Below are 12,506 nucleotides of genomic sequence, written 5' to 3'. Positions count from 1 at the left end.
GTGAGAAATACTCAGGGCTTTAAGGTAAATACAAAAACCAAAAACAGGAACACCCACATGGCATCCATAAAATGCCAGTAAGTATTTAATAATTTTATTTGCTGCCTTACGTAAGGGTTGCGGATATACAAAAGCATCCGGATAGGTTCGGCAGCGGCGTGCTGCGTTTTAAAATATAAGTACGATAAATATAAAAAGCCCGCAATTAAGTGCACTGCGTGCAAGGCCGAAATAAGATAAATATAAGTACCGGCCGCTAAACCACTAAAACTAATACCGCTTTGGGAAATTTCGTACCAGCTGGCCACCTGCACCAAAATAAAACTTATACCCAGCAGCATGGTGTATAAAAAAGTTTTTTTAAGCTTAGCCAGGTTGTCTTTTTTATAATACCGGGCCGCTTTGGCAATGGTATAGCTACTGAGCAGCATCAGAATGGTACTTAAACTAAAATATTTCGGCATTCTGATTTGGGAAAAGCCATTATCGTAGGTGCGGGTTTGTAAGTAGGCAATCACCAGCATCAGAAATAATACCCCCACCCCCATAATAGCCAGGTACAGCATCATTTCAAAAGGATGTATTTTCTCTATCTTAGAAAATGCCGATTTCTTTGATGACCCAACCTTATTTTTTTTATCAAAATTCATGCTTACAACTCTAGCTAAATTCTTTTATTGCGTAAATACATCTGGCGGTAAATATGCAGCGCTAATAATATGGCCTACTCTTTTTTATACTTTAAAACCCTTAGATTGTTTAACATCTATCCTATAAAATTAGGAATGCAAATAATTTCTTTCAAACCCCGGCAGCTCAGGGTGTTAATCAGGAGACTTAACACAAAAATCAATACTAATATAGCATAAATAAGGTGCTTTTTAAAGTAAACCAGAACTTTCCTGTATTATTACTATCCATCCGTAGTTAACCTGTATAAATATTTTTACTACGGGTATTTCTCAGCTTAGCGCTTTTGTTTATCAGTTAGTTAACGAAAACCAAGGTTTATTATTTACTGCTTACTTGCATTTTGCTTAAAATTATACCCCTTAAAACTAGCCTCAGGATTCTGTAAAAACCTATTTAATTTGTATTTTAGAAGTTAATAACCGTGCACCTTATGAATAAATTTAAAATATTGCTCGTCCTGTTGGTGGGCTTCTTTTCGGTTGATTGCCAAAGCCAAACCACTAAAACCAGCCAAGCCCCTATTTACGGTGAAGCATTTGCTACTAAAAATAGTCTGGCCGCAACAAAATTACCACAGGTACTGGGCACGAAAGATTCGGTAGCGGTAAAAGTAACCGGACAAGTGGTAGATGTTTGCCAGGCCAAAGGTTGCTGGCTGGATGTAAAACTGACGGATAATACGGTAATGAAAGTGCGGTTTAAAGATTATGGCTTTTTTGTGCCCAAAAATATTGCCGGCAAAACCGTAGTGCTAAACGGCGTAGCGTATAATAAAAGCATATCGGTAGCCGATCAGCAACATTATGCACAAGATGCCGGTAAATCAGTAGCCGAAATAAAAGCCATTACCCAACCACAAAAAAGCATCACCTTTACAGCCACTGGGGTGGTGGTTCAATAATTTAACCTAACCAAAACTATAAATAATTTTTCAAATGCTTGTAATAGGTAAGCAGATGGGATTATTTAAAGCCGAAATTATTAAGCGGTTGTTATTATATTAAACTACTAAATAGCTGCTACTTAGCAAAACCTTTATCAATACACCCAACTGTAAACCTCTTTAGGTTTATCGGCTTTAGAAAATATCCTTAATTTTAGGCAGTTAAAATTACTTTAAATGACCGAACAAGAAGCGGCCGCCCGCATTAGCGAACTGAGTGCCCGAATCCACCACCTGAACCACCAGTACTACCAATATAGCGTTTCTGAGGTGTCAGACTATGAGTTTGACATGCTGCTAGAAGAACTAAATAAACTAGAAAAGGATTTTTCGCATTTGCGAACGCCCAACTCTCCTACCCAGCGGGTTGGCGGCAGTATTACCAAGAATTTCCCGACGGTAGTGCACAAATATCCCATGTTATCGTTAGGCAACACATACTCCGAGGAAGAACTGCGCGAATTTCATAACCGGGTGCAAAAAGTGCTGGAAGGTGATTACGAATACGTTTGCGAGCAGAAATTTGACGGTGTAGCCATTAGCTTAACTTACCAAAACGGCGAGCTGGTGCGGGGCGTTACCCGCGGCGACGGCACCCGCGGCGACGATATAACCGCCAATGTGCGCACCATTAAAACCATTCCCTTAAAATTACACGGCCACGATTATCCGGCAGAGTTTGAGGTAAGGGGAGAAGTTTTTATGCCGTTTTCGGTGTTTGAGGCCCTCAATGCCGAACGAGAAGATATTGGCGAAATGTTGCTGGCCAATCCGCGCAACGCTGCCTCCGGCACTTTAAAATTACAAGATTCCGGTCAGGTAGCACGCCGGAAACTCAGTTGCTACGCCTATGGTTTTTTAAGCACACCTATGGCTTTCGAAACCCACGCCGAAGCTTTAGCTGCTTTAAAAAAATGGGGCTTTAATGTATCTGATACTTACCAGAAATGCGGTACCCTGGAAGAAGTACTGGCTTATATAAAATTATGGGAAAATAATCGCTTTGAACTCCCCATTGCCACCGATGGCATTGTTATAAAAGTAAATAGTTTTCACCAGCAGGAAGAACTTGGTTACACGGCCAAAAGCCCCCGATGGGCCATTGCTTACAAGTACAAAGCCATGAGTGCCGCTACCCGCCTCCGCGATATTCAGTACCAGGTAGGGCGCACGGGCGCGGTTACGCCGGTTGCCTTGCTTAACCCAGTATTGCTGGCCGGTACCACGGTTAAAAGGGCCTCGTTGCACAACGCCAACGAAATATTAAGGCTCGATATTTATACCGGAGATATTGTTTACGTAGAAAAAGGTGGCGAAATTATTCCCAAAATTACCGGCGTCGATAAATCGCAGCGCTTACCCGATAGCCAGCCTATTCAATACTTGGATACCTGTCCAGCCTGCAACACGCCATTAGTCCGGACCGAAGGCGAAGCGCACCATTATTGCCCGAACGAGAAAGGTTGTCCGCCCCAGATAAAAGGCAAACTCGAACATTTTATTAGCCGCAACGCGCTTAATATCATGAGCTTGGGCGAAGGCAAAATAGATTTATTGTTCGAGAAAGGATTGGTAACTACCCCCGACCAATTTTATGATTTAACCCACGAGCAATTATTTGGCTTAAGCAAGGTTTATACCGATGAAAAATCCGGCAAAACCCGCACCATCAGTTTCGGGCAGAAAACAGTAGATAATATTTTGGCCGGCATCCAGAAATCGAAAGAAGCGCCTTTCGACCGGGTTTTATTTGCCTTGGGTATCCGGTTTGTGGGCAGCACCGTGGCGCGTAAACTGGTTCAGCATTTTGCTAGCATCGAAGCTTTGCAGCAAGCTTCTTACGAGCAACTAATTCAAGTTCCCGAAATTGGCGACCGGATAGCTTTATCTATTCTGGCCTGGTTTTCGGACCCGGCTAACCAAGCCATGCTGCTGCGTTTACAGGCAGCTGGTTTGCAGTTCAGCCAGGAAAAAGCCGCCGCTACAATTCCGCAAAGCGATCGTTTAGCAGGTTTTAGCTTTGTTATTTCGGGTGTATTTGAAAACCACAGCCGCGAAGAATTACAAGATTTAATAACCGCAAACGGCGGCAAAATGGTAAGTTCTATCTCGAAAAAATTATCGTATTTGGTAGCCGGTGATAAAATGGGGCCGGCTAAACTGGAAAAAGCCACCGAACTGGGTATAAAAATAATTTCAGAAAACGACTTAATAGAACTTTTGGCCAAATAATATCTTTTGATTTGCGGGATAGTCTGCCTATTTTTGATGGCTAAAAAATAATAAAAATATCCTGTTGTTTTTAGAAGGAGCACATGAATAACTTAAGAGGTACGGGGGTGGCACTTGTTACGCCTTTTACCAACCAGCATAAAGTAGATTTTGCAGGACTGTCCCGGTTACTGCAATACACCATTTCGGAGGGCGTAGATTACCTGGTTATTAATGGCACTACTGCCGAATCGGTTACGCTCAAGAATACCGAAAAAGAAGAAATTCTGGCTTTTGTTAAACAACAGGTAAATAATAGAGTGCCGCTTGTTTATGGTGCCGGTGGCAATTGTACCGACGAAATAGTAGACGCAATTGCTACCTTAAACCTGGACGGTGTCAGTGCTATTCTTTCGGTTTCGCCTTACTACAACAAACCTTCTCAGGAAGGCATTTTTCAGCATTATACCCGTATTGCCGATGCTTGCCCCGTGCCGGTAATTTTGTATAACGTACCCGGCCGCACGGCCAGCAATATTTCCGCCGAAACTACCTTACGCCTGGCCCAACACCCTAATATTATTGGCACCAAAGAAGCCTCGGGCAACCTGGAGCAATGCATGGTCATTGCTAAAAACAAACCCGATGACTTTATGCTGATTAGCGGCGACGACATGCTTACCTTACCCATGATTACCTTTGGGGCCGAAGGGGTTATCTCGGTTTTGGCCAATGGCTTCCCCGGCAAGTTTAGCCGGATGGTAAGATTAGGTTTAGAACACAATTTTAGCGAAGCTTCTAAAATATTATTTGAGTTAGTAGAACTTAACCCGCTCATGTACGAGGAAAGTAATCCGGTAGGTATAAAAGCTGTTTTGGATTTATTAGGGATTTGCGGCCCAGCTGTCCGTTTGCCCTTAGTAACTGCTTCTCCGGCCCTGAAAGATAAATTAAGCAGATTGCTTCAACTAACAGAAGCCCGATAAGAATTGTACTATTTTGTGCAACCCGTATAAAGCACTAAAATAATTGCACTTTATTTTAAATATTTGTACGTAGCACTTTTATTTTTTTGCCAAATTTAGTAGGTTAGCATACCATATTATTAACTGAATCGTTTAATAATAAAGCTTTTAGCAACCAGGTATTTCTAAACTCCAAAAAACAATGGCAAAACCCTACTTTGAAATTTACAACGAATGTCAAAATAAGCTTTCCCATTTCACTTTAGTTAAAAATATACTAATCAAAGTTGGGCTGCTTTTTACCGCGGTTAGCCTGATTGTTTGTGGTATAAACCTGATTAACGAAAACCAGGATAAAGCTTTGGTTATGGCTTCGGCTATTTCATTTATTCTTACTGCATCCTGTTTTCTGGCGCTGCTGCCGGTTAACCAAAAAATTAAAGATTTACGTTCCCAGCGAAAATACCGGACAAAGAATATGCTGGTGCACAGTTAGGATGCCTTTGTTAAGCTTCTTCTTTTTGGCTGCAAGCACCGGCACTGCTACCTTACAATCCCTGGGCTAAAACATCGGCCAGGTGCATTACCTTTAAATTTATGTTTTCGCGCCGCATATAAGCCTCCAGGTGCATTAAACAACTTGTATCTGTCGATACAATATAATTGGCACCAGTTGCCAGAGCATTTTCTACTTTTTGCTGGGCCATAGCTACCGAAATAGACTCGAATTTTACAGCAAACGTGCCACCAAAACCACAACAGGTTTCGGTATCTTCCATTTCAATCAGTTCGAGGCCAGCTACATTTTGCAGTAAAGCTCTTGGACCGGCTTTAATACCGCACTCGCGTAAGGCACTGCACGAATCGTGGTACGTTATTTTACCATCCAGCCGGGCGCCGGGCACTTTGGTAACCTGCAACACATCTACCAAAAACTCGCTAAACTCAAACACCTTTTTTTCCAGGTTCCGGTAGTTTACAAACTCCGACGTAGACATAAAAATATCGGGGTAAGCGTTCCGAATCATGCCCACGCAGGAAGCCGAAGGCGCTACAACGTAATTGGTTTGATCGTTGGTAAAATCCTGTAAAAATTTGTGCGCAATGCGGCCACTTTCTTCTATAAAGCCCGCATTAAACGCCGGCTGGCCACAGCAAGTCTGGTTGGGATTATACCGCACCTCACAGTTAAGTTTTTCCAATACTTTCACCATATTCAGGCCGGTTTCCGGAAATAACTGGTCTACAAAGCAAGGAATAAAAATATCTACAACTGGTTTTCTCTTCATCTGATTTAAACAAAAACGGCTGCTGCCTGCGCCAAAGCAGCATTCAAAGCTTTTTCATTTAACTTCAAAGGTAAATTAATATTTTGGAAGTACCGGATTAAATTTTCGGTAGCCACATTCCCCACCAAATCGTCTTTGGCCATAGGGCAGCCGCCAAAACCTTTTAAAGCCCCATCAAACCTAAAGCAGCCAGCGTTATAGGCGGCGCTTATTTTTTCTTCCCAGTTATCGGGCCGGGCGTGCAAATGTACCCCAAACGCAATGTCCGGAAAAGTGGGTATTAACTCGGAAAACAAATAATAAATATTGGCTGGTGTGGCTAAGCCAACCGTATCGGCCAAAGAAATAATTTTTATGCCAAGCGGTACCAGGCGGTGCACAAATTCCAAGACAATATTGGCATTCCAAGGCTCGGCGTACGGATTACCAAACCCCATTGATAAATAAACCACCAATATTTTGTTTTGCCGGCTACAAAGTTCCTGCATTTGGGCCAGCAGTTCAAACGCCTGTGTTATTGTTCGGTTAGTATTCCGTAACTGAAATGTTTCGGATAAAGACAAGGGAAAACCCAGGTAAGTAATTTCGGGCAAACTGGCAGCTTTTTCGGCCCCGCGCAGGTTGGCCACAATTGCTAATAATTTCGTTTTGCTATTTTCTAAATCCAGTTCGGCTAAAACTGCTTCGGTGTCCTGCATCTGGGGAATGGCTTTGGGAGAAACAAAACTGCCGAAATCCAGTGTATCGAAACCAACTTGTAGCAAAATATTCAAATAAGCAGCTTTAACGCTGGCCGGAATATAGTTGGGCCAACCCTGCATAGCATCCCGCGGACATTCTATTAATTTTATCATGGCAATAAATAACCGAAAAACACTAAGCTAAATATTATTTAATATTTTGTACCAAGGCTTATTACGGCCTGTTAACAAGTTCTTATCCCGTATTTGAACGAAAAGTTTACTTATTAAGAAGCCACTATATTTTTTATATTTTTATTCGGTTTTAAGCAAAACTAATAGCGGCAAAATGAAGTAGCAGTAAAAAAATCCCAATTTTAACGCACTACCTACTATCTTTGGATTGTATAATATTATAAAACAATATTCGGATTGAAATTAGCTGCTATTGATATTGGCTCTAATGCGGTTAGATGCCAGATTTCGAGTGTATTGCACCACCAGGAACGTAATATTTTTAAAAGAGTTGAATACCTGCGCTATCCCATAAAATTTGGCGAAGATGTATTTACTACCGGTATTATTTCTACGGAAAAGGAAGTAAGGTTTACTAAATTTCTGCACGCGCTTAAATTATTAATGGAAGTACACGATGTAAGCCATTACATGATTTGTGCTACTTCGGCCATGCGGCAAGCCCAGAATGCCCCGGAAATTATTCAAAGGGTAAATAAGCAGCTGGGCATGAAAATAAATGTAATTGACGGGCAAACCGAAGCTGAACTGATTAATAAAGTTATTCATAACCTGCTCGACGACAAAAATTACCTGCACATAGATGTGGGCGGCGGCAGTACCGAGTTTAATGTTTACATCGATCACGAAAAAGTAGCTTCCCAATCTTTTGAAATGGGTTCTATCCGGTACCAAGTGGGTAGCAAGAACGACGAAATCTGGATGGCGATGAAAGAATGGGTAAAAGAAAACGCCCGTAAATGCCACGTATCCAGAGCTATTGGCACCGGCGGTAATATTAATAAAATTTACGAAATGGCCGGTAAAATGGCGGGTAAGCCTATTTTCCGGAAGCAGATTGAAGAAATTGTGAACCAATTAGAAAGCCTGACCATGGAGGAGAAATTAAGTGTGCTGCTCCTGAACCCAGACCGAGCGGATGTAATTGTACCGGCGGCCCGCATTTATTTATCGGCAATGAAATGGGCGCGTATAGAAAGTATGATGGTACCTACGGTGGGCTTAAAAGATGGTATTTTACAAGCATTGTACGAAAAGCACTACACCAAATCTGAACCCATTAATGCTGATTTTGAAAATAAATAAACCAATAAAAAAGAAGAGCGGCTTATAAGGCCGCTCTTCTTTTTTATTAGTTTATAATCTTTAAAACAACGCAATATTTTCGTCGGGTGTAATTTGCATGGTATAAAATTCGCGGTGAATATTAAAGGGTTTTTCGTCCGGTTCCCGTTTTTTAATGTAAGCCCCGTCTTCCCGCATTAAGTAGGTATTCTGGTTATCTTTCAGGTTGTACTGCAATATTTTCATAGCTACTTTCTTCATGTTTTGATCTACAATTAAGAAAAGCGCCTCAATGCGACGGTCGAAACTGCGCACCATCATATCGGCACTGCCGCCGTACACTTTAGGCTCGCCGTTGTTATGGAAGTAAAACAAACGGGTATGTTCCAGAAATTCGCCCACAATAGATGTTACCGAAATATTCTCGCTTAAATCTTCGCGCTGCGGCCGCAAACAGCAAATACCCCGCACAATTAATTTTATAGGCACGCCAGCCTTCGATGCCCGGTAAAACTCATCAATAATTTCCTTGTCTTCCAAAGAATTCATTTTCATGATAATGCCACTGGGTAACCCCTTGCGGGCATGCCGCGCTTCGGTCCGGATGAGTTCCAATATCTGCTGCCGCATATCTTTGGGGGCGGTAATTAAATATTGGTAATCGTTCGGGAAAGAATGGCCGGTGATAACGTTAAAAAACTCCGATACATCGTGGGCATAGGTTTCATCGGTGGTTAATAAACTAATATCGGTATATAAACGGCTGGTTTGCTCGTTGTAATTACCACTGCCAATGTGCACGTAACGCGTTACTTTGTCTTCTTCCTTCCGGATTATCATGAGCATTTTGGTGTGCGTTTTATATTTACTTATGCCGTAAATAACAAAACAGCCGGCTTTTTCCAGCTTCTCTCCTTCTTTAATATTGCGCTCTTCGTCAAACCGGGCTTTCACCTCAAATAATACCGATACGTGTTTACCGTTTTCGGCCGCCTTTAGCAAAGCGGCCGTTACCCGCGATTGATCGGCCAGACGGTAAATGGTTTGTTTAATGGCCAGCACGTTGGGGTCTTCGGCAGCATGTTCCAGAAGCTGCACTACGGGCTCGATGCTGTTAAACGGATGATGCAGTAAAACATCTTTTGTTTTAAGCACCTCAAACAAATCATGATGCTCTAAATCTGATAAACCAATAGGATTAACCGGCTGGGGTTGCCGGGTAATTTTATCTTTAAAATTGGTATGTTTAATTATCTGCCACAGCCCTTTTAAATCCAGCAGATTATTGATAACAAAAATATTGGCATTATCGATATTCCAACGTTCTTTTAATCCCTTCAGGAGCATTGTTGAGGGGTTCCGCTCAATTTCAACGCGCACCACCCGCCCTTTTTTGCGGGTTTTTAGCTTAACCTTTATTTCGTTAATAAAATCGGCGTCAATATCGTCGCTTTCTTCTAAGGTAAAGTCACCGTTACGGGTAATCCGAAACAGGTCATTCGACACGATTTCAACATTTCTAAACAGGGTATCTATCTGCCAGCGGATAATTTCTTCAATGGGCACAAAAAGCAGCTTATCTTTTCGCTGTATTTCGAAAAAACGCGCCAGATTTTGTGGTACCTGAATAAACGTTAACCGGTTTTGTGATTTTGCCTCATCGGTACTTTTGGTAATTACCCCAAATATTAACGACTGGTTCATCAGCAACGGGAAGCCGTGGTAATTATCGTACACCATGGGCGTGAGCATCGGAAAAATGGTATTCATGTAATATCGGCCGGCTTTCCGCTGCTCGCTTTCCGTTAAATCTTCTATCTTACAAATGCTTAAACCGTTGGCTTCAAATTGAATTTTCCATTCTTCGTAAGTCAGGTAAACATCACTAACCAGCCGATGGGCAAATTCTAAAAGCTTACGCCGGAAAGGCAACTCCCGCAAACCCGAATAATCGACCCGTTCTTTACCATAATCAATATAATTATACAAGCTACCTACCCGAATCATGAAAAACTCGTCCAGGTTAGAGGCAGTAATGGCTAAAAATTTTAAGGCATCAAATAATCCCCGCGAGGTGTTTTTTGCCTGATCCAGAACCCGGTAATTAAAACGAATCCAGCTTAGATCACGGCTGATATACCTACTACTTCTGATTTGATCCGAAATTTTATTTAATTCCATAGTTGCTTCACCATTTAGGTGCTCTAGGTTTGCTTTGCACGAGAATATTAACCCGCCGGGGTGTAACCTAAATTTTATTAATTAAGGTTTTAAAGATGCGAATTAACCCTTTATACGTGCAAACTTTATTTAATTATATTATAAAAAAAGCTTGCCGGTAGGGCAAGCTTTTTTTATAACGAAAGCTTAAGTTTATTTATACATCTACGCGGGCGTATTTTGCATTTCTTTCAATAAAATCCCGACGTGGGGCTACTTCGTCGCCCATCAGCATCGAGAACAGGTGATCCGCTTCTGCCGCTGACTCAATGGTTACTTGTTTTAAGCTGCGGGTATCAGGCCGCATGGTGGTAGTCCAAAGCTGCTCGGGGTTCATTTCACCTAACCCTTTGTAGCGCTGCACACCTACCGAATCTTCTTTACCGCCTTTAGCCAGTTCTTTTATGGCATCGGCCCGTTCTTGTTCGGTCCAGCAATAACGTTCTTCTTTTCCTTTTTTTACCAGGTAAAGCGGCGGCAAGGCTATATAAATATAACCGTTGTCAATCAGCTCGCGCATATACCGGAAGAAGAACGTCAGAATCAAGGTCCGGATGTGGCTACCGTCAATATCCGCATCGGTCATAATAATTACCCGGTGGTAACGCAGTTTTTCCATGTTCAGGGCTTTATGGTCTTCGGCAGTACCGAAACTTACCCCCAAGGCCGTAATCATGTTTTTAATCTCGTCGTTCTCGTAAATGCGGTGTTCCTGGGCTTTTTCTACGTTCAGGATTTTACCCCGCAACGGCAGAATAGCCTGGAATTTACGGTCGCGGCCTTGCTTAGCCGAACCACCCGCTGAGTCACCCTCTACCAAATAAATTTCGCATTGCGCCGGGTCCGATTCGGAACAGTCGGCCAGTTTACCAGGTAAGCCGGTACCCGAAAGTACGCTTTTGCGCTGCACCATTTCGCGGGCTTTACGCGCCGCTTGCCGGGCCTGGGCCGCTAAAATTACTTTCTGAATAATAATTTTGGCTTCACGCGGATTTTCTTCCAGGAAATCCGAGAGCATTTCGCCTACGGCTATGTCCACGGCACCCATTACATCGGAGTTACCCAACTTGGTTTTGGTTTGGCCTTCGAACTGCGGCTCCTGCACTTTAACCGAAATAACCGCCGTTAAACCTTCCCGGAAGTCATCGCCCTGAATTTCTACTTTGGCTTTTTCGAGCATACCCGAACGCTCGGCGTAGGATTTTAAAGTACGGGTAAGCGCCCGCCGAAACCCGGCTACGTGAGTACCCCCTTCAATGGTATTAATATTATTTACATAAGAAAAAATATTCTCGGTGTAAGAAGAGTTGTATTGCAGGGCAATCTCTATGGGAATATTGTTTTTTTCGCTTTCTACGTAAATAGGCTCCGGAATCAGGTTTTCGCGGGTTTCTTCCAAATAAGAAACAAATTCTTTCAGGCCACCCTCCGAATAAAAAGATTCGCTTAGGAAAGTGCCATCAGATTTTTTCTCGCGTAAATCGGTCAGGTTAATCCGAATGCCCTTGTTCAGGAAAGATAATTCGCGTAAACGGCCGGCAATGGTATCGTATTTGTACTCGGTAGTGGTAAAAATAGAATCGTCGGGCTTAAACTGCACCGTGGTTCCGTGGCTTTCCGTTTCGCCAATTTCCCGTACCGGGTATTGTGGTATACCAATTTTATAAGCCTGATCGTATATTTTACCGTTCCGGTAAACGGTAACTGTCAGGTCCGTAGACAAGGCATTTACGCACGATACACCTACGCCGTGCAAACCACCCGAAACCTTATAACTATCTTTATCGAATTTACCGCCGGCGTGCAGCACCGTCATTACTACTTCTAAAGCCGACCGGCCTTCTTTCTGGTGGAAGTCGGTGGGAATTCCACGGCCATTATCAGAAACAGTTACAGAGTTATCGGGGTTAATGGCTACATTAATGGTATCGCAATGGCCCGCCAAGGCTTCATCGATGGAATTATCTACTACCTCCCACACCAAATGGTGCAAACCTTTAATACCAATGTCACCTATATACATAGCAGGCCGCTTCCGAACTGCTTCTAAACCTTCTAAAACCTGTATGCTATCTGCTGAATAATTCGACGTTTTTTTCTCTTGTACTTCGCTCATGAAATGTTCTAATCTCAGGTTTATTTTAATTTGTAAAGATACGTAAATTTCCCCGCTATAACTAGTAAA

General features: G+C 42.5%; 10 protein-coding genes. 5 read left to right on the top strand and 5 right to left on the bottom strand.

Translation table 11 applies throughout. From position 1 onward, the window contains the following. Nucleotides 1-11: 11 nt before the first annotated feature. A complete protein-coding gene (locus F0145_RS16425; protein ID WP_150089885.1) occupies nucleotides 12-650 on the bottom strand; it encodes a cytochrome c oxidase subunit 3 in 639 nt (212 codons plus the stop codon). A 473-nt stretch (nucleotides 651-1,123) separates the two neighbouring features. On the opposite strand from F0145_RS16425, the gene F0145_RS16420 reads away from it, so the two are divergent. From F0145_RS16420 to F0145_RS16405, 4 genes are all read left to right on the top strand, one after another. Next, nucleotides 1,124-1,594: a DUF4920 domain-containing protein gene (locus tag F0145_RS16420; protein ID WP_150089883.1), complete on the top strand. Its 471-nt coding sequence runs from the start codon at nucleotides 1,124-1,126 to the stop codon at nucleotides 1,592-1,594. A gap of 219 nt (nucleotides 1,595-1,813) precedes the next feature. Beyond that, nucleotides 1,814-3,868: an NAD-dependent DNA ligase LigA gene (gene ligA, locus F0145_RS16415; protein ID WP_150089881.1), complete on the top strand. Its 2,055-nt coding sequence runs from the start codon at nucleotides 1,814-1,816 to the stop codon at nucleotides 3,866-3,868. Nucleotides 3,869-3,951: 83 nt separating this feature from the next. Beyond that, a complete protein-coding gene (gene dapA, locus F0145_RS16410) occupies nucleotides 3,952-4,833 on the top strand; it encodes a 4-hydroxy-tetrahydrodipicolinate synthase (RefSeq protein ID WP_150089879.1) in 882 nt (293 codons plus the stop codon). Between the two features lie 181 nt (nucleotides 4,834-5,014). Next, entirely contained in the window at nucleotides 5,015-5,308 is a 294-nt protein-coding gene (locus tag F0145_RS16405; RefSeq protein ID WP_150089877.1) for a hypothetical protein, read from the top strand. Nucleotides 5,309-5,360: 52 nt separating this feature from the next. On the opposite strand, the gene F0145_RS16400 is transcribed toward F0145_RS16405, so the two are convergent. Further along, on the bottom strand, nucleotides 5,361-6,101 hold the full coding sequence (locus tag F0145_RS16400) for a (Fe-S)-binding protein (protein ID WP_150089875.1): 741 nt from the start codon (nucleotides 6,099-6,101) through the stop codon (nucleotides 5,361-5,363). Nucleotides 6,102-6,106: 5 nt separating this feature from the next. After that, the gene (locus tag F0145_RS16395) at nucleotides 6,107-6,955 is read right to left on the bottom strand and encodes a beta/alpha barrel domain-containing protein (protein ID WP_150089873.1); all 849 of its coding nucleotides are present in this window, start codon (nucleotides 6,953-6,955) and stop codon (nucleotides 6,107-6,109) included. 258 nt (nucleotides 6,956-7,213) lie between these two features. On the opposite strand from F0145_RS16395, the gene F0145_RS16390 reads away from it, so the two are divergent. After that, complete coding sequence (locus F0145_RS16390) at nucleotides 7,214-8,122, top strand: Ppx/GppA phosphatase family protein (RefSeq protein WP_150089871.1); 909 nt, start codon at nucleotides 7,214-7,216, stop codon at nucleotides 8,120-8,122. A gap of 60 nt (nucleotides 8,123-8,182) precedes the next feature. Here the strand turns inward: F0145_RS16390 and ppk1 are convergent, their stop codons facing one another. Beyond that, a complete protein-coding gene (gene ppk1 / locus F0145_RS16385) occupies nucleotides 8,183-10,282 on the bottom strand; it encodes a polyphosphate kinase 1 (protein ID WP_150089869.1) in 2,100 nt (699 codons plus the stop codon). Nucleotides 10,283-10,478: 196 nt separating this feature from the next. After that, nucleotides 10,479-12,437: a DNA topoisomerase (ATP-hydrolyzing) subunit B gene (gene gyrB / locus F0145_RS16380; protein ID WP_150089867.1), complete on the bottom strand. Its 1,959-nt coding sequence runs from the start codon at nucleotides 12,435-12,437 to the stop codon at nucleotides 10,479-10,481. Nucleotides 12,438-12,506: the final 69 nt, after the last annotated feature.

Origin of the sequence: Adhaeribacter rhizoryzae (genome assembly GCF_008629685.1) — a bacterium.
GTDB classification, from domain to species: Bacteria; Bacteroidota; Bacteroidia; order Cytophagales; family Hymenobacteraceae; genus Adhaeribacter; species Adhaeribacter rhizoryzae.
Note: the sequence above shows the minus strand (reverse complement) of the source record. Positions and strands in the feature narration are given on the sequence as shown.

Coding starts and splice junctions, on each gene's coding strand:
- ppk1 (WP_150089869.1), bottom strand. CDS start 10,282: ATGGAATTAAATAAAATTTCGGATCAAATCAGAAGTAGTAGGTATATC.
- F0145_RS16425 (WP_150089885.1), bottom strand. CDS start 650: ATGAATTTTGATAAAAAAAATAAGGTTGGGTCATCAAAGAAATCGGCA.
- gyrB (WP_150089867.1), bottom strand. CDS start 12,437: ATGAGCGAAGTACAAGAGAAAAAAACGTCGAATTATTCAGCAGATAGC.
- F0145_RS16395 (WP_150089873.1), bottom strand. CDS start 6,955: ATGATAAAATTAATAGAATGTCCGCGGGATGCTATGCAGGGTTGGCCC.
- ligA (WP_150089881.1), top strand. CDS start 1,814: ATGACCGAACAAGAAGCGGCCGCCCGCATTAGCGAACTGAGTGCCCGA.
- F0145_RS16420 (WP_150089883.1), top strand. CDS start 1,124: ATGAATAAATTTAAAATATTGCTCGTCCTGTTGGTGGGCTTCTTTTCG.
- dapA (WP_150089879.1), top strand. CDS start 3,952: ATGAATAACTTAAGAGGTACGGGGGTGGCACTTGTTACGCCTTTTACC.
- F0145_RS16405 (WP_150089877.1), top strand. CDS start 5,015: ATGGCAAAACCCTACTTTGAAATTTACAACGAATGTCAAAATAAGCTT.
- F0145_RS16400 (WP_150089875.1), bottom strand. CDS start 6,101: ATGAAGAGAAAACCAGTTGTAGATATTTTTATTCCTTGCTTTGTAGAC.